The organism is Pseudomonas sp. 30_B (assembly GCF_017491605.1).
Taxonomy (GTDB): domain Bacteria; phylum Pseudomonadota; class Gammaproteobacteria; order Pseudomonadales; family Pseudomonadaceae; genus Pseudomonas.
Map to the genome: position 1 here is coordinate 288316 of NZ_JAFGYY010000002.1, position 22174 is coordinate 310489.

Annotated in this window: 21 protein-coding genes; 9 read left to right on the forward strand and 12 right to left on the reverse strand. The window is 64.8% G+C overall.

Annotation, left to right across the window (positions count from 1 at the left end; genetic code table 11):
- Positions 1-42 precede the first annotated feature (42 nt).
- The 7 genes from J5M67_RS03530 to J5M67_RS03560 all read right to left on the reverse strand — a co-directional run bounded on the left by J5M67_RS03530 (position 43) and on the right by J5M67_RS03560 (position 7239).
- Positions 43-1386: an APC family permease gene (locus J5M67_RS03530; RefSeq protein WP_207883345.1), complete on the reverse strand. Its 1344-nt coding sequence runs from the start codon at positions 1384-1386 to the stop codon at positions 43-45.
- A 111-nt stretch (positions 1387-1497) separates the two neighbouring features.
- On the reverse strand, positions 1498-2241 hold the full coding sequence (locus tag J5M67_RS03535) for an N-formylglutamate amidohydrolase (RefSeq protein WP_207883347.1): 744 nt from the start codon (positions 2239-2241) through the stop codon (positions 1498-1500).
- Positions 2225-3568, reverse strand: coding sequence for a glutamine synthetase family protein (locus J5M67_RS03540; RefSeq protein WP_207883349.1), 1344 nt, complete (start codon positions 3566-3568; stop codon positions 2225-2227). Before J5M67_RS03540 ends, J5M67_RS03535 begins: the two co-directional genes overlap by 17 nt.
- A gap of 15 nt (positions 3569-3583) precedes the next feature.
- A complete protein-coding gene (locus J5M67_RS03545; RefSeq protein WP_207883351.1) occupies positions 3584-4225 on the reverse strand; it encodes an isochorismatase family cysteine hydrolase in 642 nt (213 codons plus the stop codon).
- Between the two features lie 2 nt (positions 4226-4227).
- Entirely contained in the window at positions 4228-5085 is an 858-nt protein-coding gene (locus J5M67_RS03550; protein ID WP_207883353.1) for a MurR/RpiR family transcriptional regulator, read from the reverse strand.
- Between the two features lie 199 nt (positions 5086-5284).
- Positions 5285-6205, reverse strand: coding sequence for a M14 family metallocarboxypeptidase (locus tag J5M67_RS03555; RefSeq protein WP_207883355.1), 921 nt, complete (start codon positions 6203-6205; stop codon positions 5285-5287).
- Positions 6206-6255: 50 nt separating this feature from the next.
- Positions 6256-7239 (reverse strand): AraC family transcriptional regulator, encoded by a 984-nt coding sequence (locus J5M67_RS03560; RefSeq protein WP_207883357.1) that lies wholly within the window; start codon positions 7237-7239, stop codon positions 6256-6258.
- Positions 7240-7504: 265 nt separating this feature from the next.
- Here J5M67_RS03560 and J5M67_RS03565 point away from each other — a divergent pair, with 265 nt between their 5' ends.
- The 6 genes from J5M67_RS03565 to J5M67_RS03590 all read left to right on the forward strand — a co-directional run bounded on the left by J5M67_RS03565 (position 7505) and on the right by J5M67_RS03590 (position 13363).
- Positions 7505-8308: a transporter gene (locus J5M67_RS03565; RefSeq protein WP_207883433.1), complete on the forward strand. Its 804-nt coding sequence runs from the start codon at positions 7505-7507 to the stop codon at positions 8306-8308.
- Positions 8309-8440: 132 nt separating this feature from the next.
- Entirely contained in the window at positions 8441-9727 is a 1287-nt protein-coding gene (locus tag J5M67_RS03570; protein WP_207883359.1) for an OmpP1/FadL family transporter, read from the forward strand.
- A gap of 87 nt (positions 9728-9814) precedes the next feature.
- The gene (locus J5M67_RS03575) at positions 9815-10135 is read left to right on the forward strand and encodes a hypothetical protein (protein ID WP_207883363.1); all 321 of its coding nucleotides are present in this window, start codon (positions 9815-9817) and stop codon (positions 10133-10135) included.
- Positions 10136-10248: 113 nt separating this feature from the next.
- Positions 10249-10923 carry a DUF3313 domain-containing protein gene (locus tag J5M67_RS03580; protein ID WP_207883365.1) on the forward strand — a complete coding sequence of 225 codons (675 nt, stop codon included), beginning with the start codon at positions 10249-10251 and terminating at the stop codon, positions 10921-10923.
- A gap of 115 nt (positions 10924-11038) precedes the next feature.
- Positions 11039-12649 (forward strand): DUF1254 domain-containing protein, encoded by a 1611-nt coding sequence (locus tag J5M67_RS03585; RefSeq protein WP_207883367.1) that lies wholly within the window; start codon positions 11039-11041, stop codon positions 12647-12649.
- Positions 12650-12751: 102 nt separating this feature from the next.
- Positions 12752-13363: a hypothetical protein gene (locus J5M67_RS03590; RefSeq protein ID WP_243434461.1), complete on the forward strand. Its 612-nt coding sequence runs from the start codon at positions 12752-12754 to the stop codon at positions 13361-13363.
- 129 nt (positions 13364-13492) lie between these two features.
- Here J5M67_RS03590 and J5M67_RS03595 read toward each other — a convergent pair whose 3' ends face one another.
- From J5M67_RS03595 to J5M67_RS03615, 5 genes are all read right to left on the reverse strand, one after another.
- Positions 13493-14548: an ABC transporter ATP-binding protein gene (locus J5M67_RS03595; RefSeq protein WP_207883369.1), complete on the reverse strand. Its 1056-nt coding sequence runs from the start codon at positions 14546-14548 to the stop codon at positions 13493-13495.
- 14 nt (positions 14549-14562) lie between these two features.
- A complete protein-coding gene (locus J5M67_RS03600) occupies positions 14563-15408 on the reverse strand; it encodes an ABC transporter permease (protein WP_207883371.1) in 846 nt (281 codons plus the stop codon).
- Positions 15405-16313, reverse strand: coding sequence for an ABC transporter permease (locus J5M67_RS03605; RefSeq protein ID WP_243434462.1), 909 nt, complete (start codon positions 16311-16313; stop codon positions 15405-15407). Before J5M67_RS03605 ends, J5M67_RS03600 begins: the two co-directional genes overlap by 4 nt.
- A gap of 101 nt (positions 16314-16414) precedes the next feature.
- Entirely contained in the window at positions 16415-17518 is a 1104-nt protein-coding gene (locus J5M67_RS03610) for a PotD/PotF family extracellular solute-binding protein (RefSeq protein ID WP_207883373.1), read from the reverse strand.
- A 358-nt stretch (positions 17519-17876) separates the two neighbouring features.
- Complete coding sequence (locus J5M67_RS03615; RefSeq protein ID WP_207883376.1) at positions 17877-19499, reverse strand: 5-guanidino-2-oxopentanoate decarboxylase; 1623 nt, start codon at positions 19497-19499, stop codon at positions 17877-17879.
- 193 nt (positions 19500-19692) lie between these two features.
- Here J5M67_RS03615 and J5M67_RS03620 point away from each other — a divergent pair, with 193 nt between their 5' ends.
- From J5M67_RS03620 to J5M67_RS03630, 3 genes are all read left to right on the forward strand, one after another.
- Positions 19693-20595 carry a LysR substrate-binding domain-containing protein gene (locus J5M67_RS03620; RefSeq protein WP_207883378.1) on the forward strand — a complete coding sequence of 301 codons (903 nt, stop codon included), beginning with the start codon at positions 19693-19695 and terminating at the stop codon, positions 20593-20595.
- Between the two features lie 529 nt (positions 20596-21124).
- Positions 21125-21967, forward strand: a complete 843-nt coding sequence (locus J5M67_RS03625) for a sugar phosphate isomerase/epimerase (protein ID WP_207883380.1) — start codon at positions 21125-21127, stop codon at positions 21965-21967.
- A 17-nt stretch (positions 21968-21984) separates the two neighbouring features.
- The gene (locus J5M67_RS03630; protein WP_207883382.1) at positions 21985-22158 is read left to right on the forward strand and encodes a hypothetical protein; all 174 of its coding nucleotides are present in this window, start codon (positions 21985-21987) and stop codon (positions 22156-22158) included.
- Positions 22159-22174 lie beyond the last annotated feature (16 nt).

Sequence of the window (22174 nt, forward strand, 5' to 3'; positions counted from 1 at the left end):
GGGTAACGCTCTGGCGTCTGTCAAAGACCGCCGCGGGCTCGATCAGATCTCCCGGGCCAGCTCGGCGCCATTGCCACGGCGGTTCAGCACGACGAGATAGACCAGGCCGAGGGCGATCCAGCCGATCCCCAGGGACTGGGCTTCGACGCTCATGCTTACCAGCACGTAGGCGATGATCACCAGGCCGATCAGCGGGAAGACCAGGTGCTTGAACACCTGCCCGGTCTTCTGGCGGATGAAGTAGTGGTTGATCACCGCCACGTGCAGCAGGCAGAAGCCGGTCAGCGCGCCGAAGTTGACCAGCGAGGTGAGCACATCCGGGGCGTCGAGGAAGTAGATGCCGATGCCCAGGGAGAGCACGCCGACCAGGTACAGACTGATGTGCGGGGTCTGGTACTTCGGATGCACCTTGGCCAGCACGCGCGGCAGCTTGCCGTCGCGAGCCATGGAGTAGAGCAGTCGGGAGACGGCGGCCTGCGAGGTGATCGACACGGTCACGCCCCAGGCCAGCGCGGTGGACACGGCGGTCAGGGTGGACAGCCAGCTGCCGCCGGCCGCTTCGGCGATTTCGTAGAAGGCGGTGTCCGCCGACTTGAAGGTCATGCCGGCGGCCAGGTCGGTGGCCAGCCAGGTCTGCACGATGAAGATGCCGCCCATGACGAACAGCGCGATCAGCGAGGCGCGGCCGATCTGTTTCGCCGGGTCGCCTTTGACTTCCTCCGCGAGGGTGGAAATCGCGTCGAAACCGAGGAACGACAGCACCGCGATGGACACCGCCTTCATCACCAGCCCGAGGTTGAAATGCTCCGGCTGCAGCAGCGGTTCCAGCGTCAGGCGACCGTTGCCCAGCCCGCCTTCCAGCGCGTGGTACCCCACGGCGAGGAAGATCGCCAGCACCACCAGTTCGGCAATCAGGAACAGCAGGTTGAAGCGCGCCGCCAGGGTGATGCCGCGCAGGTTGATGAGGGTGGCGGACACCAGGAAGATCAGCATGAACGTAAGCTTGGGGATCGCCGGGAACAGGTGGTTCAACGCCAGCGCGCTGAACACGTAGAGCAGCGGCGGGATCAGCAGGTAGTCGAGCAGCAGCACCCAGCCGGCGATGAAGCCGACGTTGGGGTGGATGCCACGCTGGGCATAGGAGTACACGGAGCCGGCGATGGGGAAGGCGCGGGACATGGCGCCATAGCTGAGCGCGGTGAAGAGCATCGCCACCATGCCCACCAGGTAGGCCATGGGTACCATGCCGTGGGCGTCGGCATGGACCCAGCCGTACACGCCGAAGGGTGCGATGGGGATCATGAAGATCATGCCGTAGATCACCAGGTCGCTCAGGGTGAGACTACGGCGGAGCTGTTGCTTGTATCCGAACTGTTCGATGGCCACGGGGCAAATCCTCTGGGAACGGCAGCTATAAAGGTTCGGCGCTCATGCGCTGAATTGTTCTTGTTGTCAGAACCTGCCCGGCCCTCGCGCGCAGCGAACCGGGCGGGGTCCTCAGAGCCAGGGAGCCAGGCGTTCCGCCCAGGTCTCCACCCCTTGCGGGGTCCGCAGTCCGTCATTGCGGATTTCGATCAGCACGGCGTCCAGGCCGCGTTCGTCGCCATGTACCGGGACGGTCATGTCCTCCAGTGGGTCGATGACATAGGGTTGGTTCGAGCCGATTTCCTCGCCGCATTGGCGCAGCCCCTCGATGATCCGGTTCGCATAGCCCTCGGCCTTGCCGAAGAGCACGCCGGCGACCCATGGGCGAGGCTCGCCCCGGTAGCGGGGCGTAAAGCTGTGCACCCCGACGAGGCGTGGTGTGCGTTGCGCCGCGATGCGTCCGTCAAGCAGCTCGGTGAGCTGCCGGTGGAAGGGTTCGAAGAGGCTCGACTCGCGCTCCCGCCGGGCAGCGGCCGACAGGCCCAGGTTGCCGGGGATCGGGTAGATCTCGCTGTGCTCGGGGATGGCATCGGGCGCTGCCAGCGGCCGGTTCAGGTCGATCAGCAGGCGCGAGTAATTGGCCACCAGCAGCGTGGCGTCCAGGCGGGCCGACAGCGCCCGCGCCAGGTCCAGCGCGCCGATGTCCCAGGCGATGTGCTCCTGCGCCGCCTCGTCGTCCAGCCCCAGTTGCCGCAGCTCCTCGGGAATGAAACGGCTGGCGTGCTCGCAGACCAGCAGCACCGGGCTCTTGCCCTGCGGGTTGACGATCTCGAACGGCGGGCGCCGGTAGAGGCCGGATTCAGTAGAAGGTTGCATAGGCTTCACACAGTTGTTCTTCGCTGAGGTCGCGAGTCAGGGCCAGTTCCTGGCGCTTCATGGCGAAGTAGGTTTCCAGCAGGGCCGGCGGCAGCTCGTTGCACAGTTCGTCGTCGGCCATCAGCAGGCGCTGGGCTTCGTCGAGCGAGCCGGGCAGGGCCTTGATGCCGAGCCTCTCGCGGTCCGCGGCGCTGAGGCTGTGCGGGTCCACGTCGGTCACCGCCGACAGCGACAGCTCCTGTTCGATGCCCAGGCGGCCGGCGATCAGCACGGCGGCCATGGCCAGGTGCGGGCTGGCGGTGGCGTCCATGGGGCGGAATTCGAGGTTGAACTGGCGCGCTTTCGGCTTGCCGCCGATGTCCACCACCGGGCAGATGCGCAGCGCCGCTTCGCGGTTGCGCAGGCCCAGGCAGGCGTAGGCGGCGCTCCAGTGGTGCGGCTTCAGGCGCAGGTAGGAAACGGCGGTCGGCGCGGTCAGGGCGCAGAGCGCGGGCAGATGGCGCAGCACGCCCGCGGCCCAGTGCTCGGCGAGCTTGGACAGGTTGGTGGCGCTGCTCTCGTCATAGAACACCGGCGTGCCATCCAGGCGTTGCAGGCTCAGGTGCAGGTGCACGCCGTTGGTCACCGCGCCGGGGGCGAGCAGGGGAGTGAAGCTGCTGCGCCAGCCGAACTGCCGGGCGATCTCGCGGGTGATTTCGCGCACGTTCACCGCGCGGTCCGCCGCCGCAACGCCCTGGGTCGGCCGGCAGGTGACTTCGTACTGGTTGCGGCCGTACTCGGGCAGGAACATTTCCGGCTCCGCGCCGATCTGCTCCAGCGCGCTCATCAGCCAGCCGCCGAAGTTGCCGGTCTGCCGCTGGGCCTGCAGGGAGAAGGCGGCAGCGTGCTGGTCCGGCAGGCCGAGCAGGTTGAATTCGTGTTCGAAGGCCGCGGTGACCTGCAGGTCGAGCTGGCGGTAGCGGGCGATCTCGTTGCGCAGCAGGGTGCGCGGGCACACCGGCCAGGGCGATCCGTCGGTCAGCACCAGGTCGCCGTGCAGGTAGTCCAGCGGCGCCGCCTGCTGGTCGGGGCCGCTTTCCAGGCGTACCCGGCTGCCCGGATCGGGGAGCAGGCGCAGGTCGCCGTGGCTGCCCCAGGGGTTGTCGTCGGCGATGATGTCCTGGGGTGTCAGCGCGCTGTTGGCCGGCACCCAGCCGCAGCCGCTGGCCAGTTGATCGGCGACTTCCGCTTCGGGGAGCGAACGGCCGCGGGTGATGCCGCAGAGGTCGGTGGTAACGAAACTGGTCAGGCGCATCGGTGTGCCGCGATTGTTATTGTTCTGGCTCATGGCGTTCTCCTGGCTTCAGGCCAGTGCGGCGATTCGTGCGAGCACGGTGTCGGTGTCGGCGATCCAGCAGTAGCCCTTGATCGCGTCCAGGCAGGCCTGGTGGCGTTCCGGGGTATGGGTCGCGCAGGCGTCTTCCACCAGGGTGACGAGGTAGCCGCGGTCGGCGGCATCGCGCACTGCCATGTCGACGCACTGGTCGGTGACCACGCCGCAGACGATCAGGTGGCGGGTGTTCAGGTTGCGCAGGACGTAGTCGATGGCGGTGGAGTTGAAGACGCCCGAGGACGTCTTCGGCAGGACGATTTCGTTCTCGGTCGGCGCCAGGGCGTCGATCACCTGGGCGTCGGGGCTACCCTTGGGCAGGTGCATGTCCGACAGCTTGTGGTCCAGCGAGCGGTCGCGGCCGTCGGCGGTGAGGCTTTCGATGATGGTGTGCAGCACTTCGCCGCCCACGCCGCGCATTGCGGCCAGCAGGCGCCGCTGGTTCGGCACCACGGTGGCCTCGACGCGCTCGTAGAAGTAGCGGTGCTTGGTCGGATCGACGTGGGCGTCGCGGCCGGGGATGACCCAGGCATTCTGCATGTCGACGAACAGAATGGCGGTCTGACCCGGCGTGAACGGCAGGTCGCGGGGCGATTGGTGGGGCAGGCTGAACACGGTTATTCCTCCAGGATGTGGCTGCCGAAGGCAGCACGCAGGTGATCGATGCCTTCGAGGCGTTCGTCGAGGTGGCCGTCCATGCGCGCTACCAAGCTGGCAATCAGGGCTTCGACCTGGGCGGTGGCGGGCACCAGGGTGTCGAAGGGCGAGGGCGATTCCACTGGGGCGCTGACGATCAGGTCGGCGAATTCGCGCAGCGGCGAGTCGTACACGTCGGTGAACAGCACCACGCGTGCGCCGCGCGCCTTGGCGACCTTGGTTACGCCCAGCGCCTGCGCCTGGTAGCGGCGGTAGTCGAACACCACCACCAGTCCCTGACGGTCGATGTCGTTGAGCTGGTCCGGCAGCGCGGCGCCGTCGTCCAGCAGCAGGCAGCCGCTGCGCAGCATGCGCAGGTGCGCCACCAGGTAACCGGCGAGGAAGCGGCTGAAGCGGCCGCCATGGCAGAACACGCGGGTGCGCGTATCGAGCAGCCAGTCGCCGAGCAGGCGGATGTCATCGGCCTGGGTCAGCGCCAGGGTGCGCTGGATGCCTTCGCTGGCATCGCTGAGGAAGTTCGACCAGGTGTCGTTGTTGCTCATCCCCTCGCGGCGTCCGGCGAGCAGCGTGCGTGGCGAGCGCAGGCGGTCATCCACTTCGGCCATCAGCGCATTCTGGAAATCGCTGTAGCCGGCGAACCCGAGTTTCTTCACCAGGCGCAGGATGGTCGGGTCGCTCACGCCGGCCTGCCGGGCCAGTCGCGACATCGGCCCCAGGCCCAGGCGCGGGTAGTCGTCGAGCAGGGCGCGCAGCACCTTGCGCTCGGCTTTGGTGAGGTCGACTTCGGGGGAGTTCAGGCGGTCTTTGAGTGTGAGCATGGTGGCGTCCCTTGGCGTGCTCTATTTGTATAATGCACTTCATAAATTGGCAATACGTTATTTTTGTAGTGTTCACTACATTGCGACGAAAGCGTTCTGCATGCCGGATGAGCCGGCCGTTTCGCGGTTGGCGATGGGATAGGCGTATCGGCGTACAACCGCGAACGGTTGTACGCCCTAAGTGAAGGCTGGCGCGGCCTCAGGCGTGGGCCAGGGCGTAATCCAGTGCCGCGCAGACGGCGACTATCTGCGCCTCATTGCACCGCTGGGGGCTGGTGCGCGGGCTGTCCGGGTAGACCTCGGTGGTGGTGGTGTAGCGCGCGCCGGTGATGGAGGCGCACAGCCCGTACTCCACCAGCGGGTATTCGATCAGGCCACGTGCGACCACCGGCGAGCCGATGATCTCGCCCTTGTCGTCCGGCGGCGCGATGTGGGTCACCCGCTCGACCGCGGCGATGATGGCCTGTTGAAACGCCGGTTGCGGGCTCTCGCGGTCATCCACCAGATAGAAGCCATCCGGAACCCGTTCCGGCTCGTGCATCTTGCCGTCACGCGCGGCCAGCGCCGGGACGAACTCGCTGGCATCGCTGTCGGTGGTCTCGTGCAGGTCGATGTGCAGCAGGAACTGGCCGCGCAGCGGGGCCACCAGTTCGATCAGTGCAGTGGACTCGCGGGCGGGGCCATCGGCGCGGAAGTTGCGGTTAGGGTCGATGGCGTCATGGTTCCAGCGGTTGATGCGCTCGTAGCCCCAGGGGTTCACGCAGGGTGCTACCAGCAGGTTGACCTTGCCGGCGTACTCGGCGGCGCGTTCTTCCAGAAACCCCAGCGCGCCCATCACGCCGCTGGTTTCGTAACCGTGCACACCGCCAGTCACCAGGGCGGCGGGCAGCGCGGCGTTCCAGTCGCGGCTGCGCAGGGCATACAGGGTGTAGGTCTCGCCGGCATAGTCGAGCCGGCCGTAGGCCACTTTGTCGAAACGCTCGGACAGCGCCTCGATGCGCGGCAGCACATCCTCGTCATAACGACGCTGGCGCGACTGGCGTGCCCGCCACAGGTTGCGTTCGGGTTCGCCCCAGGGTTGGCCGGGGGTTCCCACGGGATAGAAGGCGGCTGTCGTCATCGTGCGCTCACAGGCTGGGGAAACAGGATAGGAATTTATCGGCGGCGTCCTTATCTTGATTTCAATGTGCTTGATGGGCGCTCTCCGAAGACTTTGCGGTAGTCCATCGCGAAATTGCCAAGATTGCAGAACCCGCATTGGGATGCGATTTCCGCCACGGTGGTTCCGGGCGGAGCCCGTAAGAGCATCTCGCGGGCATGGCGCAGACGTACCTGCTTCACGAAGCCCATTGGCGAGTAACCACGGCTTTTCCTGAAGGAGTAGAACAAGCTGCGCACGCTGACATTGGTGAGCAAGGCCAGTTGCTCCACCGTGATGGGCTGGTCCCAATGCGCCTCGATATATTCCTCTACCAGCCGGACCGTCTGGGGAGCTATGTCTCGCCGGGCGTTCAGTGCGTGGCTGAAATTGTGGCTACTGGTCTTGAGAAACATGACGATGAGCGCCTGCTCAAGCTCGCTCAGGGCAGTCAGGGGAAGATCGGTCTCGCGCGTTTCTGCCTCGCCAATGAGGAAGCACAGCAATCTCCACCATTGCCGGCCAGCCGGCGTATCGAGGTTGAGGGCCGGATCGAAGACGATATCCCCTTTGAGTTCTGCGCCAATCAGGCCGGTAAGTTTCCGCTGCACTGCGGAGGCATCCAGCAGGAGTGCGATCTCTTCAAGGTTGGGGCCCGTGTGCAGCGAGGATCGCTCGCCCGGCGAGGCAATCAGACCTCGTCCTCCTTCGAGGCTTACAGTCTTGCCGCGCGTTTCCCCCCAGCCTTTCCCGACAATGGCAATGGGTACTGCGTAATGAGTTGACGCGGCGGCGTAGTAAGTCTGGTCCACTGCCGTTCTGAAGCTTACATACGAGATGCCAATATCATTGAGTTGACAATGATTTCCCTGGGCCTTGAAGTTCTTGTGGTCATGGGGAACTGAATAGTGCAGCTCACCGTAAAAAGGTTGGGCCGCGGCTGTCATCTCTTCGATATCGTTGGTCTGGATGACCCTGTATCGATCGAGTGGTTTCCTGTCTGTCTGAGTATTCATCGGCGGTCCCTGCAACTTTGCACTGCACTATTGCACGATTTGGATGGGATTTGCATTTTGCGGGTAGACGGAGGCTTCCCGGGAAAACAATATCTTCTGCCGGTCGATGCGCCGATTTTCAGTAGCGAGTGGATGTGTTTGGGACTTGCTGTGGAAAGACTGGAGCCTCTTGCTACGCTGTGCTCTGAGCTTGTCAGGCTAAGAGTGGCTCTGAAGGCAGGGAAGCAATGAAGATGGGAGTGCCGAGTTGAAGCTACAAGGAAAGTTGCGAAGCTATCTATTCTTCCTCGCGATCCTGGCCATATACGGTGAGGCTGCTGAAGTTGATGACTCAGCGGAGCTGGCAAAGAAAGCATTAAACCCTGTTGCGGACATGTATAGCCTGCCGGTGCAATACAACTGGGACCAGAAAATGGGACCAACCGGCGAGGGCATGCATAGCGTTACGAATATTCAGCCGGTCCTGCCATTTACACTGAATGACGAGTGGAACCTTATTTCCCGCACTATTCTTCCGGTCATTGACCAGCATGGTTTGGCACCGGGTGGAGTTGCGGACAAATCCGGCGTCGGTGATGTAACGCAGAGCTTCTTCTTCTCTCCGAAGAACCCGACGGAGAGTGGCTGGATACTGGGTGCCGGGCCTGTGCTGTTGATTCCTACTGGCAGTAACGAACTATTGAGTAGTGAGCAGTGGGGGGCCGGTCCGACAGCTGTCGCATTGAAACAATCGAACGGCTGGACGCGTGGCATCCTGGCAAATCACATCTGGGGGATGGACGGAAGTCCGCCGGACGATAAGGACAAGGTCAACCAGACGTACCTGCAACCCTTCTTTTCGTACACCACCAGCACCTATACGACCTACGGCATAAACACCGAGTCCACCTACGATTGGCAGTCTCGTGAATGGTCGGTGCCGGTCAACCTGACCGTTACCCAATTGCTCAAGATCGACGGGCAGCCGCTTACCGTACAGGCAGGGCCGAGATACTGGCTGGATAGCCCCGAAGACGGAGCGCAAGGGTGGGGCTTCCGCGCTGCGGTGACCCTGCTGTTTCCACGTTGAAAGAACCCTGTTGATGACATTGATATCGATGGGGTGAATGGCAAGGGCGGAGACTGCCCTTGCTCAGGGTTTGCAGATTATCGAGCCGGCTCTCATTAAAAGTCCGACAGGTTTTGGACAAGGATAAAAAGAATGAAGTTTGCCTTTGCCCCAGTCCTTGCGGTGGGTGTGTTCGCGTTGCCAGTGTCGGCAATGGCCGGGGGAATCATGCTGTACGAGGTCGGTACCGATAACGTTGGCCTTGCCAACGCCGGTGCCGCCGCCCGGGCCCAGGGGCCGAGCACCCTGGCCAGCAACGTGGCGGGCATGGCGCTGTTGAAAGGCACGCAGATCACCGCCGCCGGGCAGCTGTTGCACAGCAACCTGGAGTTCCATACCGACTCGGACACCAACATCGACGGCGGTAACAGCGGCAATGCGCTGGAGTGGCTGCCGGGCGGGAGTTTCTTCGTCACCCAGGAACTGAACGACGGCTGGTCGGTGGGCTTTGCCGCGTACGGCGACTTCGGTCTCAGCCTCAACTACGACAACGACTGGCAGGGTCGTTACTTCCTGCAGAACGGCACCATTGCCGGCATGACGCTGATGCCTTCGGTGGCCTATCGCATCAACGATCAATGGGCCGTGGGCCTGGGCGTGCGTGCCTTCTACGCCGCACTCGACTCGAAGCTGGCGGTGGACAACGATCCCTACGGCGTCCTGGATCGCCCCGATGGGCGCATGAAGTACAAGGACAACGACTGGGCCCTCGGCGGCAACCTCGGGGTGATCTATGAGCCCCGGGAAGGCACCCGGCTGGGCCTGAGCTACACCAGCGAGATCCACGTCAAGTTCGAGGACCGCATGGATCTGGAAGGGTTGGGGCCGGTTGCCACGACCGCGCTGAGCAACCGTGGTGTGCTCGATGCAAACACCCAGCTCGACATGAACGTTCCGCAGACCCTGACGCTGAGTCTCTTCCAGCAGCTCGATTCGCAATGGGCCTTGCTGGCGAGCCTCAACTGGCAGGACTGGTCGCGTTTCGGTGAAATCGGGATCGACCTGGACAGCCCCAATCCTCATTCGGCCACCCTGGAAGCGGACTACAAGGACACCTGGCATGCCTCGGTGGGCGCCCAGTACCGTTTCGACCCGCAGTGGCTGTGGAACATGGGCCTGGGCTACGACAGCTCCGCCGTCAGCGACCACAACCGTACCCTGACCGTCCCCATGAGCGACAACTGGCGCCTGGGGACCGGCTTCACCTATTCGCTGGACAAGAATACCGACATCAACTTCAGCTACGAACTGGTGTGGATGGGCGACATGCCTATCGATCAGCAGAAGCCGTTGCCGGCCAATGATCCCAAGCGCGTCTCGGGCGAATTCGACGATGCCTGGATCCAGGCGTTCGCCGCAAGCGCGACCTGGCGCTTCTAGTCACGCTATAGCGGCTCTTGCGTAACCCGTCTCGCCAGGCCCGATTTCAGTGCCGGGCGATCTGTATGCCATTGGAGGGTCAATCCCATGCGTCGCATTCGATTCGCTGCTGTTCTTCTTCCCATCGCCAGTCTGGTTGCTTGCGTTTCCAATGAGCAGTTCCTGGCTTCCAATCAGGATGCGGCCACCAAGGCTGCAACCAGTCGTGCTTCCTTCGACCTCAATTGTCCCAGCGTTACTCCGACAATACTTTCGAACAAGGTCATCGAGACTCGATTTGGTTATGCCCGTACCGAGTACACCATCGGTGTGCGTGGTTGCGGTAAGCAGGCCGTTTACCTGGCCTACTGCCTGGATGCCCATAACTGCAATGCACTGGATGACAGCACTCAAGCACTCGAGATGTAGCGTTCGCGCCTGAATATGCCCGGCATTCATCGAGGCGATTGTTCTTGTTGAATGGGGTTGTGTTTCGTCAGCGATTCTGTGCTTTCCCTATTTCCATAAACAGGATTCAAGAAATGAAATCCAAGCTTATGCTCGTTGCCTTGTGCGCCAGTTCCCTCGTGCTCTCCGGTTGTGCCAGCAAGTATGTCGAGCCGGACCAGTATTCCGGTTTCCTCAAGAACTACAGCATCCTGAAGGAGGAAAAATCTCCCTCCGGCGCGGATGTGATGCGCTGGGTTGAGCCCGGCCTGAACGGCAACAGCTTCACCAGCGTTTACCTCGAACCCAGCCAGCTCTACCCGCAGCCCCAGGCCACGGAGCAGGTTCCGCAGAGCACGCTGCAGGGGGTTACCCAGTACTACGACCAGGCGCTCAAGCGCGAGGTCGCCCAGGTACTGCCGGTGGTCTCCACGCCTGGCCAGGGCACCCTGGTCGTGCGTCCGGCGATCACTGCCGTCACCGCCAAGACCGAGGGCCTGAAGCCCTACGAAGTGATCCCGATCGCCCTGATCGTCGCGGGCATCACCACTGCCACCGGGCATCGTGACATGGACACCGACATTGCCACCGAAGCGGCCTTCATCGATGGCGGCAGTGGCAAGCTGGTGGCCGAGGTCGTGCGCAAGGGCACCGGCACCGAGCTGGAAAACTCCTCCCAGGTGATGACGGCGAAGGATGCCAAGCCGGTCCTGGATGCCTGGGCTTCGGACCTGGCCAAGTCGATCCGGGCGATTCAGAACGTACAGTGAATTCGAGAGCGGTCATCGGACAGTCTCTGAAAAACGAGACTGTCTCCGCTATCGAATTCAGGAACCGCCATTCAACGGGAACACAGCGATGCAAGCCAGCCCAAAGAACACATCCATGCTCACCCACTGCGTGCGCGTTGCCGGCGCGCTGGGGATGTCCTTCGCACTGACCTGCTCGGCGACCGAGCAGGCCGCGATTCCGCCGTCGCTGGTGACGCCGGACCGCGTTGAAACCAGTTTCGGCCCACTCAAGTTCCGCGACGGTGTACCGGATGCTGAAACGACGGCGAAGCTCTACGAGGAACACGATTTCAGCCTGGCCTACCGCGCCTTCATGGACAACATGCGCGGCGTCAGCATCGCCTCGTTGCGCAAGGGGATGCAGAGCCTGGGTGTGAAGGACAACGAAGTCCTCATCTTCTCCGAGCTGATGGACTCCAAGTCGCTGTTCCTCACGGCCAACGCCGACACCGTCTACGTCATGGGCTCCATCGACCTGAGCAAGGGCCCGGTGGTGGTGGAAGCGCCGCCCGAGCTGCTGGGTGTCGTCCAGGACGCCTGGTTCCGCTGGGTCATCGACATGGGCGCATCGGGGCCGGACCGGGGGCAGGGCGGCAAGTACCTGATCGTGCCGCCGGACTACAAGGGGCCGCTGCCGCAGGGCGGCTTCTTCGTGGCCCATGCCCGTACCAATCATGTCCTCTGGTTCGGCCGTTCCTTCCTCAAGGACCACAGCGATCCCAAGCCGGTTGCCGCTACGATCCGCCAGTACACCAAGGTCTATCCCTACGAGCCGGGCGGCGTCGGCACCTCGCTGGCCGAGTTCCTGGCCGGCAAGGCCCCGCTCGGACGTCCCGCACCGGTACCGCCCACGGTATTCCACGAGGGCAGCGACAAGGTGGTCAACACCGTGCCGCCGAGCGACTGGACCTTTTTCGAGATGCTCAACCAGATCGTGCAGGAGGAGCCGGCCACCTCGCTGGACCCCGAGCTGATGGGGCCGATTGCCGCGCTGGGTATCGTCAAGGGCAAGCCCTTTGCGCCTGACGCGCGCATGAAGGGCATCATGACCCGGGCGCTGGCGGTGGGTAACGCCACGGCGCGCACGCTGTTCATGAGCCCGCGCGATCCGAGCTGGTTCTACTATCCGAAATCCTCGTGGTTCAACTTCCTGTTCGAGACCGGCTACGAGTTCGAGACGCCGATCCCGATGATCACGAAGGAGGGCGTCAAACCCTTCCCGGCCACCGGCTACCGCACCATGGATGCGCGCACCAACTTCTTCTACGGCATCACCGGCATCACGCCGGCCATGGCCATGCGCCTGCCGGGTGTGGGCTCGCAGTACCTGCTGGCGACCATGGATGGCGAAAAGCAGCATTTCGATGGCGGCAAGACCTACAAGGTGACCCTGCCCAAGGGGATTCCCGAGGCGAACTTCTGGTCGCTGACCGCCTACGACAACATGACCCGTTCGATGCTGGAAACGCCGCAGCGCTTCCCGCGTGCCGGCAGCCAGAGCTATCCGTCGCCCGCCGCCGAAGCCGGCGCCGATGGTTCCACCACGGTCTACTTCGCGCCGGAGCAGCCCAAGGGCGTGGCGCGTGGCAACTGGATCCAGACCATGCCGGGCAAGGGCTGGTTCGTCATCCTGCGTCTGTACAGTCCGCTCGAGCCGTTCTTCACCAAGCAGTGGCGTCCGAGCGAAATCGAGTTGGTCAAATAGCCTTCAGCTCTGCAGCACCCTCGGCAATCCCCCGTCAGGACGGCGGGGGATTGCCTGCTGTCCCAGGAATCCCACCGTACCGAGCCCAAGGAGGGTTCAACCATGCATCTCCTCAAATCTCTGCCGATGATCGGCGCCCTGGCCCTGGCAATCGCCGCTCCGGTGATGGCCGCCGATATTCCGCTGGGCGTGACCGTCGAGTCCGACGAGATCGTGACCAAGGTCATTTCCGTCGATGCCAAGGATCGTCGCGTCGTCGTCGAGGGCGTAGCGGGCAAGCCCGTTACCGTCCAGGTCACCGATGTGGCCCAGGACCTGGGGCATCTGAAGGCGGGTGACCACATCGCGGCGCTGGTCGTGCATTCGGCTGCGTTCGATCTGGATACCCAGGTTCAGACCCAGGCGCCGGGTGGTTTCACGGAAGAGGGCATTGCCCTGGCCACGCCGAGCAACCCGCATCCGGGTGGCGATGCCTTCCGCATGGCGCGCGTGCAACTGAAGATCATCGGCATCAACCTGAAGAAGCACGAGCTCACCTTCGAAGGGCCGAATGGCACCAACAAGGTCATCTCCGTGGAGGATCCGAAGCTGCGCAGCAAGATGGGCGCGCTGAAGGTCGGGCAGACGCTCAACGTGACCTACGAGGACACCCTGCAGATCATCACCGCTCACCCGGTAGCGCAGGCTGGGGATTCCACCACCTCCACCAATTGATGCGGTCCCCCGGAGCTCCTGTCGAGTGACAGGAGCTCCGGGGCTGGACCCGACAATGGATAACTGACGGAGTTGATCAAGCGCTTGATGACTTCGGCCGTTTCATAGCTATCGACGGGAGCAGTGGCCTCAGGCGCTGAGTACGCGGCAGGCTTGCTCCGGAATGGTCACCGACACGGCCTGGCCCACGCGCAGGCCAATGTCCTGGCAGGGCGTGCTGAGGGCGGTCAGGGAGACTCCGGAACACTGGACGGTGGTCTCGATGGTCGCGCCGATGTCGCGGATGAAGGTCACGGTTCCGTCCAGGCGATTGGCCGCCGGTGCCTGCGCCGTCGACAGCTGCAGGTCCTCCGGGCGCACCAGCATGCGCACGCTGGCCCCCGGTTGGATGCTGGGGCAATGCGCGGCATGCAACGCCGCGCCGCCAGGCAATTCGACCCGGCCATTGCCCAGCACGGTCGCCGGGAAGATGTTGCCCGAGCCGATGAAATCCGCGACGAAGGCGTTGGCCGGGTTGCGGTAGATCTCGATCGGCGTGCCGACCTGTTGGACGCGGTGTTCACCTAGCACCACCACGACGTCGGCCATGGTCATGGCCTCGCGCTGGTCGTGGGTGACCATGATGGTGGTGATGTTCAGGCGCTGCTGCAGCTGGCGGATCTCCACCTGCATCGACTCGCGCAGCTTGGCGTCCAGCGCCGACAGCGGCTCGTCGAGCAACAGCAGCTTGGGGTGCGAAGCGATGGCGCGGGCGATCGCCACCCGCTGGCGCTGGCCGCCGGACAGCTTGGCCACCGGCCGGTCAACCATCTGCTGCAGCTGGATCATCTGCAGCAGCTCGGCGACGCGCGCCTGCTGCTCGGCCTTGCCGACACCGCGCAGCTTCAGCGGATAGGCGATGTTCTCGCCGACGGTCATGTGCGGGAACAGCGCCAGCGACTGGAACACCATGCCGAAGTTGCGCTGGTGCGCGGGAGTCTGGCTGATGTCTTCGCCGTCCAGGAGGATCTCGCCGCCGCTGAGGCTTTCCAGGCCGGCGATCATGCGCAGCAGCGTGGTCTTGCCGCAGCCCGAGGGGCCGAGGAAGCAGACCAGCTTGCCCTGCGGCAGGTGCAGGTTCACGTCTTTCACGGCGCAGGCGGCGCCGTAGTGCTTCTCGACGTTGTGCAGTTTCAGTCCATTCATTTCTTCACCTCGAATCAGAACGACACGCCACTTTCGCCAACCAGCTTCTCCAGCGCCCAGATGAGGACGAAGTCGATCAGCACGATCAGCACGGCGAACGAGAACACGGTGGGGTCGAGCGAGGACACGGTGCGGCTGTACATCCAGATCGGCACGGTCATCACGTCGATGTTGTAGAGGAAGTAGGTCACGGTGAATTCGTTGAACGAGACGATGAAGGCCAGCAGCATCCCGGCGAGGATGCCCGAGCGCATCAGCGGCACGACCACGTCGACGATGGCGCGCAGCGGCGGGGCGCCGAGCATCTGCGCGGCTTCCTCGACCTCGCTGCCGATGGCGACCATGGCCGCCGTGCAGTTCTTCACCACGAAGGGCAGGGCGAGGATCACGTGGGCGATGACCAGGCGCGAGGTGTCCAGGTGCAGCGGCAGGCTGTCGAACACCAGCAGCAGGGCCAGGCCCAGCACCACCATGGGGAACACCAGCGGCAGCGACATCAGTTGCAGGGCGACGGCCTTGCCGCGGAACTCGCAGCGGGTCAGCGCGTAGGCGGCGGGGACCGCCACCAGGGTGGCGAGGACCATCGTCAGGCAGGACACCAGCAGGCTGGTGCTCAGCGCCTTGCCGAGGCTGAGCACGTCGCTGGCGTCGGGCGAGACGAAGGTGTGCCAGGCGGCCTGGTACCACTGCAGGCTATAGCTGCTGGGCGGGAAGTCGAGGTTCGCCGCGCCGCTGAAGGACATCACGATCATGGTCAGGATCGGCAGCACGGCAAGCAGCAGGATGACGCCGGAAAGCACCAGGGCGAAGCGTCCGGTGTCGCCCGGCAGGGTGGGTTGGCGGCGGGACAGGTTGCTCATTGCGAGGCCTCCAGGATGCGCCGGCGACGGCCGGTGACGACTTCCGACAGGGTCATGATCGCGAGGGTGGTGACGATCAGCACCACGCCGGCGGCGGAGGCGGCCGGCCAGTTCATCAGCGGGGCGATCTGGTCATGGACCATCACCGCGAGCATCGGTACGCGCCGCCCGCCCAGCAGCAGCGGGACCACGAAGCTGCTGGCGTTGTAGGCGAACACCAGAGTGGCGCCGGTGAGAATGCCCGGCAGGCTCATCGGCAGCACTACCTGGCGGAACACCTGGAAGCGGCTGGCGCCGAGGGTCGCGGCGGCCTCCTCGTAGCTGCGCGAGATGCCGCGCATGGCGCTGGCGATGGGCAGCACGGCGAGCGGGAAGGCGGTTTGCACCAAGCCCATGAGCACGCCGTTCTGGTTGTACAGCAGCATCACCGGGCGCTTGATCAGGCCCAGGGCCAGCAGCGCCTTGTTGAGCATGCCCGCCGGGCCGAGGATCACCAGCCAGCCGTAGCTCTGCAGCAGCAGGTTGACCAGGAGTGGCAGCAGCACGGCGGCGAGGAAGATCCGCCGCAGCAGGGGCGATTGCAGGCGCGACATGCTGTAGCCGACGGGGATCGCCAGCAGCACGGCGATCAGTGCGCTGACGAAGGCCAGGCGCAGCGTCAGCAACAGCGATTTGAGGTAGTACGGCTGCAGCAGCTGGGCATAGCTGGCCAGGCTGAAGCCGGTCCATTCGGCGCCTTTCTCGCCGACGCTCATGCGCACCACCAGCAGGCTGGCGGCGATGAGCACGATGAGGAAGCACAGGGATGGAGTGAGGAACAGCCAGGCCCGCGCCGTCGGTGAAAACGCCCGGGCCGGGCGCAGCGGCGCCACGCCGACCGGGCGGGTCGGATTGCTCGATTGCATAGTGCGTTTCTCGTCGGAACGGAGAATGTCCGCATCGCGCGCGGGTGGTTCCGGCCACTGGCGCGCGACGATTCATGGCCGCCGCGGCGGCCACGGCTGCATCAGGAAGAGAAGATTTCCGTGTAGCGGCGGATCCACTGTTCGTGGACGGTGGAGAGGAAGGCGTTGTCGTGCATGATCGCCTTCTCCGCGATCTGCTCCGGGGTGAGGATGTACGGGCTCTTGCGCGCTTCGGCGGAGATGATCGCCTTGGCGTTGACCGGGCCGTTGAAGATGTCCTCGGCCATCTTGCCCTGCACGTAGGGGTCGAGGGAGTGGTCGATGAAGGCGTGGGCCAGGTCGGTGTCGCCCGGACGGTTCTTCGGCAGCACCGAGAGCATCAGGTCGGTGTAGAAGCCTTCCTTCATGCCGAAGGTGGCGCCCAGGCCGTAGTTGGGGTCGCGGATCTGCTTGGGGAAGAACGCCGGGGCGTAGAGGCCGCCGATATCCAGCGAGCCGGTGCGGAACAGCTCGGCGATCTGGTTGGGGTTCTCGCCCAGGGTCATGACCCGGTCCTTGAGCTCTTCGAGCTTCTTGAAGCCGGGCTCGATGTTGTGCTCGTCACCGCCGGCCAGCTTGGCGGCGATGATGATCAGGTCCATGGCCTCGGTCCAGTTCGGCGGCGGCAGGAACAGGCGCCCGGCGTAATTCTCATCCCACAGGGCCGCGTAGCTGTCGGGCACGTCCTTCACCGAGCGCGTGCTGTAGACCAGGCTGTTGCACCACAGCAGGTAGCCGATGCCGTGGCCGTCGGCGCCGGTCTGGTATTTGGCCGGTACGTCCTTGAGGTTGGGGATGCGGTTGAGGTCGGGTTTCTCCAGCAGCCCGGCACTGGCCAGGCCCTCGGCGCCGACGCCGGCCAGGGTGATGACGTCGTACTGCGGGCGGTCGCCGCCGGCCTTGAGCTTGGCGACCATCTCCGAGGTGCTGCCGGTGCGGTCGGCGATCACCTTGGCGCCGGTCTTGGCCTCGAAGGTCGCGGCGATGTTGCGCAGCGCCGCAAGGCCGGTGTCGTCGGACCAGGTGAGCAGGCGCAGGGTCTTGCCCTGGAAGCGGTTATCGCTGGCGCTGGCCCGGATGAATGGCATGGACAGGGCAGCCGCAGCCACCGAGGCAGCGCCGACCGTTTTGATGAATTGTCTTCTGCTGAAATCACGCTCGCCCATCGGGGACTCCTTTGCTCTTATCGCTTTTGTTTAGGAAGGTCACGGGTGTGCTGCGGGAGGTCAGGGCTGTCGACCCCCGCCTGCCGGATTCGCCTGGCGGCCCCGGAATCCGGAGGGCGCAGGCTGTTCGGCGGGGTCATCCTGCGACCTCGGCGTGGTGCCAACAATCGAAAAAATGTCATCGAAGCCATGTCCTGCATGCATGGCTGGCGTGCGCCCATGAGCAGGCCGCAGGCCTCCTCTGACAGGCCCGCACTAGAGGGGTTCGAGGAAAAAAGACGCGCCGGGAGTCCGGCGCGTGAGGGGAAATGCTCCCCGGAAAAATCCCTGCCGCCCGGGTGCGGCAGGGAGCGATGCATCAGCCTTGGCTGCTCATCCAGGTCGCCTGGTCGATCTCGATCAGGGTCGGCAGCGAGCTGGCACTGGCTTCGCGCAATGCGGCGCGCAGGGCCGCTTCGTCACTGGCTCGATGCGCCTTGCAGCCCAGCGCCCTGGCCGCGCCGACGAAGTCGGGGGTGTAGATGTCCACGCCCACCGGCTCGATGTCGCGGTTGACCATGTAGCGCTTGATTTCCTCATAGCCGTGGTTGTTCCACAGCAGGACGATCAGCGGGACGTGCGCTTCCACCGCGCTGGCCAGTTCCGGCAGGGTGAACTGCAGCCCGCCGTCGCCGATCAGGCACAGCACCGGGCGTCGCGTCGCATCGCCCAGCCAGGCGCCGATGGCGGCCGGCAGGGCATAGCCGAGGGTGCCGTAGCCGGTCGAGGAGTTGAACCAGCGGCGCGGCTTCTCAAGGTCCAGGGTCAGGTTGCCGGTGTATACCGGCTGGGTCGAGTCACCGACCAGTACGGCTTCGGGCAGCTCCTCCAGCGCCACGCGCAGGAAACGGGTCTGGGCGCGCAGGTTGTCGTCCAGGGTGGCCAACACCCCTTCGCGCACTCTGGCGGCGCGGCGGCTGCCCCAGTGTTCCGTATCGACCGCCGGATTCCGGTCCTCCAGGGCGCCCAACAGGGCGTCCAGGGCCAGCCCGGCATCGGCCACCAGCGCGGCGCGCGGCGGATAGTTGCGCACGGTCTGGTCGGGATCGATATCGACGCGCAGCAGCGCACCAGGGATCTTGAAGCCGCCGGCGAAGGTCACGTCGTAGTCGGTTTCGCCCAGCTCGGTGCCCACCGCGAGTACCACGTCGGCCTCGTTGACCAGTTCGCGGGCGGCGTCGGTGGACTGCGTCGAGCCGATCAGCAGGGGGTGCCGCGAGGGCAGCAGGCCCTTGGCGTTGATCGTCAGCGCCACCGGCGCCTGCAGGCGCTCGGCCAGTCGCTGCAGGGCCGGGCCGGCATCGACGGCACCGCCGCCGGCGAGGATCAGCGGACGTCGTGCGCCCGCGAGCAGGCCGGCCATCTCGGCCACCGCCTCCGGCGCGGCGCCGGCGCGGGATACCCGGACCGGCTGGCTCGACAGCAGGGCATCGGCGTTCTCCACCAGCACGTCGAGAGGAATCTCGATATGCACCGGACGCGGCCGTCCGGCCTGGAACAGGGCGAAGGCACGGGCCAGCACGGCCGGCAGTTCGGCGGCCGACATCAGCGTGTGGGAGAAGGCGCTGCAACCGGCGATCAGGCTGCTCTGCGACGGCAACTCGTGCAGCTTGCCGCGCCCGCCGCCGAGCTGGCTGCGCGCCTGCACGCTGGAGATCACCAGCATCGGAATCGAGTCCGCATAGGCCTGGGCCATGGCCGTGGCGATGTTGGTCATGCCCGGGCCGGTGATGATGAAGCACACGCCGGGCTTGCCACTGGTGCGCGCGTAGCCGTCGGCCATGAAGCCGGCGCCTTGTTCGTGGCGCGGCGTGACGTGGCGGATCGTCGAGCGGGCCAGCCCGCGATAGAGTTCCACGGTATGCACGCCGGGGATGCCGAACACCTGCTCGACACCGTAGCCTTCGAGCAATTTCACCAGTACTTCGCCGCATGTGGCCATGGACTTTATCCTTATTGCTTTGTCGTCGGTCTGGCGCGCCTTCGCGGTGTATTCCGCCGGGGGCAACGGGAGCCGTGGCGTGCAGGCAGGCGAGGGGCGCGCATGGGAGTCCGCATTGGACCTGTCGGCCGAGGGCGCTGACAAACCAAAATTTGTCATACTAGGTATGTCTTCACCTCATGCCTGAGCCCCGATGAAGCGCCTGCCCCCTTTGCCTGCCCTGCACACCTTTCTGGTCACCGCGCAATGCTGCAACTTCACCCGCGCGGCTTCTCTGCTGCATATCACCCAGGGGGCGGTGAGCCGGCAGATCGCCGGCCTGGAAAGCCACCTGGGCTATGCGCTATTCCAGCGTCAGGCGCGTGGCTTGAGCCTCACGCCCCAGGGCCGCGAACTGTTGCCGCATATCCAGCAGGTGTTCGCGCTGATCGAGGAGGCGATGGAAACGGTCGGTGGCAAGCGCGAGGCGCTGCAGCTCAAAGCCCCCACCTGCATCATGCGTTGGCTGCTGCCGCGTCTGTTGCAGTGGCAGACCGAGCGTCCGGACGTGCCGGTGGAACTGACCACCACCATGCAGCACTCCGTGGATTTCCGTAGCGAGGAGTTCGACGCCGCGGTGGTCTACAGCCTGCAGAAGGAGGAGGAGGGCCCGGCTTGCCACCGGCTGTTCTACGAGCAACTGACCCCGGTCTGCGCTCCGCAACTGCTCGACGGCCCGCTCCCCCTGGGTGCGCTGGCGGACCTGGAGCGGCACATGCTGCTGCACCCCACGCGCGACCAGCGCGACTGGGAGGCCTGGTTGCGTGTGGCCGGCACGCGGGTCAGCAATATGGGCAAGGGGCAGCATTTCGACACCCTGGACCTGGCCGTTTCGGTGGCCGCCCAGGGGGCCGGCGTGGCCATGGGCGACTGGGCGCTGATCGGTGACGACCTGCGCGCCGGGCGCCTGGTCACGCCTTTCGAGTTGAAGGTGCGCACCGGTGCGGCGTACTACCTGGTCTACCCCGAACGCCGCGATACGTCGCCGCAATTGCGCGAGCTGATCGACTGGCTGTTGCTGCAAGCGGCCGAGCCACCGGAGCAGCCAAGCGCCTGATGCCGCTTCGGCGTCAGGCGTTCTCCGTCGCACCGGGTGCGGCTCGCCACGATGAAGAGCCGCGACCTAGAGAGCCTGCTCCCCGCTGCTTTCGACTGAGCGAAATTTCCAGCACATTACTAGGAAAATTACTTTTGAAAAGTCTGAAGTAATTATTTGCATCGCCCTATTTTTCCTAGCGCATCAAGCTGCGACAACTGCAACCACACCAAGCCGTAGAGGTCCTGGTGTACGCGGACCGGAGCGTCTGAAAAGCTCCGGCCGTGCTGCTGTTCCTTACTGCCAAAGCCCGGCGCCAATACGCCAGGCACACAACAACAATCGGCGAATACAGGCCCGCGAAACAGCGGTCTGTCAGAGGAATATCACCATGTCCTTGCTTGCGCATTTCTCCCGTTCGACATCCTCCCCAACGTCCGCCGATTCGTTTCGCCGCCTGACGCTCTCAGCCGTCGCGCCCGTGCGCTGAACCTCCGCCGAATGCTTCGCCGTGCCCGACGGCGCGGTTCACCCTGCCCGGAGTTCGGTCATGCGACTGGAGATCTTCCGTACCCTGTGGGGCTACACCCGTGGCTGGCCGCAGGCTATCGCCGAACTGCGCGAAGCCGGTTTCGACGGCCTGGAAGCGCGCCTGCCCGCCAATCCCGCCCTGCGTGCCGAGTACGCACGCCTGCTGGCCGGGGAGGGGGTGCCCTACATCGCGACCCTGTTTACCGCCCATGACGTGCTGCCCGACCAGTCGGCCAGCCCGCAGGTGCACCTCGATGACCTGCAGCGCAAATTGGGCGACGCCGCCGAGCTGTCGCCGCGCCTGGTCAACGTCCTGGCCGGCAACGACCGCTGGCCGCTGGCCGCGCAGGTCGACTTCTTCGGCCGCGCCCTGGAGCTGGCCGCCGCGCAGGAACTGACCTGCCTCTTCGAGATTCACCGCGCCCGCTCGCTGTACAGCCCCTGGGTCACCCTGGAGCTGATCCGCCAGGTTCCCGAGCTGCGCTTCACCACCGATATCAGCCACTGGGTGGTGGTCTGCGAGCGCCTGCTCGACGACCCCGCCGACGACCTCACACCCTTCGTCGAGCGCGTGCAGCACATCCAGGCCCGCGTCGGTTACGACCAGGGCCCGCAGGTGCCGCACCCCGGCGCGCCGGAATACGCCAACGCGCTGGCCTTCCACCAGAAGCACTGGGAAGCGGTCTGGCGCGCGCAACGGGCCCGTGGCCAGCAGGTCACCACCCTGACCCCGGAATTCGGCCCGGACGGCTATCTGCATCGCCTGCCGTTCACCAATGCCCCGATCGCCGATCTGTGGGCGCTGAACCGCTGGATGGCTCAGGAAGAGCGCCGTCACTTCCAGCGCTTCCTCGAATCCTGACCCTGGAGCCATCGACCATGCAGACGCAGGCGTACGAAACCATCGTCATCGGTGAGCACATGTGGAGGCGGGCGCTGCAGAGCTGCAACCCCCTGCGCCGCAAGGTTGCCGACGGTGAACTGGCACTGCCGGAGCGGACGCGCAAATCGTCCGGCGTCGGCCATTTGAAAAAACAGACGCAGCCTTCCTGAGCCGCGCGCAACCCTA

Excerpts from the sequence above, each read along its gene's own strand:
- J5M67_RS03535 (WP_207883347.1), bottom strand. The coding sequence starts at position 2,241 with ATGCAACCTTCTACTGAATCCGGCCTCTACCGGCGCCCGCCGTTCGAG.
- J5M67_RS03540 (WP_207883349.1), bottom strand. The coding sequence starts at position 3,568 with ATGAGCCAGAACAATAACAATCGCGGCACACCGATGCGCCTGACCAGT.
- J5M67_RS03550 (WP_207883353.1), bottom strand. The coding sequence starts at position 5,085 with ATGCTCACACTCAAAGACCGCCTGAACTCCCCCGAAGTCGACCTCACC.
- J5M67_RS03555 (WP_207883355.1), bottom strand. The coding sequence starts at position 6,205 with ATGACGACAGCCGCCTTCTATCCCGTGGGAACCCCCGGCCAACCCTGG.
- J5M67_RS03560 (WP_207883357.1), bottom strand. The coding sequence starts at position 7,239 with ATGAATACTCAGACAGACAGGAAACCACTCGATCGATACAGGGTCATC.
- J5M67_RS03570 (WP_207883359.1), top strand. The coding sequence starts at position 8,441 with ATGAAGTTTGCCTTTGCCCCAGTCCTTGCGGTGGGTGTGTTCGCGTTG.
- J5M67_RS03575 (WP_207883363.1), top strand. The coding sequence starts at position 9,815 with ATGCGTCGCATTCGATTCGCTGCTGTTCTTCTTCCCATCGCCAGTCTG.
- J5M67_RS03580 (WP_207883365.1), top strand. The coding sequence starts at position 10,249 with ATGAAATCCAAGCTTATGCTCGTTGCCTTGTGCGCCAGTTCCCTCGTG.
- J5M67_RS03585 (WP_207883367.1), top strand. The coding sequence starts at position 11,039 with ATGCTCACCCACTGCGTGCGCGTTGCCGGCGCGCTGGGGATGTCCTTC.
- J5M67_RS03590 (WP_243434461.1), top strand. The coding sequence starts at position 12,752 with ATGCATCTCCTCAAATCTCTGCCGATGATCGGCGCCCTGGCCCTGGCA.
- J5M67_RS03595 (WP_207883369.1), bottom strand. The coding sequence starts at position 14,548 with ATGAATGGACTGAAACTGCACAACGTCGAGAAGCACTACGGCGCCGCC.
- J5M67_RS03600 (WP_207883371.1), bottom strand. The coding sequence starts at position 15,408 with ATGAGCAACCTGTCCCGCCGCCAACCCACCCTGCCGGGCGACACCGGA.
- J5M67_RS03605 (WP_243434462.1), bottom strand. The coding sequence starts at position 16,313 with ATGCAATCGAGCAATCCGACCCGCCCGGTCGGCGTGGCGCCGCTGCGC.
- J5M67_RS03610 (WP_207883373.1), bottom strand. The coding sequence starts at position 17,518 with ATGGGCGAGCGTGATTTCAGCAGAAGACAATTCATCAAAACGGTCGGC.
- J5M67_RS03615 (WP_207883376.1), bottom strand. The coding sequence starts at position 19,499 with ATGGCCACATGCGGCGAAGTACTGGTGAAATTGCTCGAAGGCTACGGT.
- J5M67_RS03620 (WP_207883378.1), top strand. The coding sequence starts at position 19,693 with ATGAAGCGCCTGCCCCCTTTGCCTGCCCTGCACACCTTTCTGGTCACC.
- J5M67_RS03625 (WP_207883380.1), top strand. The coding sequence starts at position 21,125 with ATGCGACTGGAGATCTTCCGTACCCTGTGGGGCTACACCCGTGGCTGG.
- J5M67_RS03630 (WP_207883382.1), top strand. The coding sequence starts at position 21,985 with ATGCAGACGCAGGCGTACGAAACCATCGTCATCGGTGAGCACATGTGG.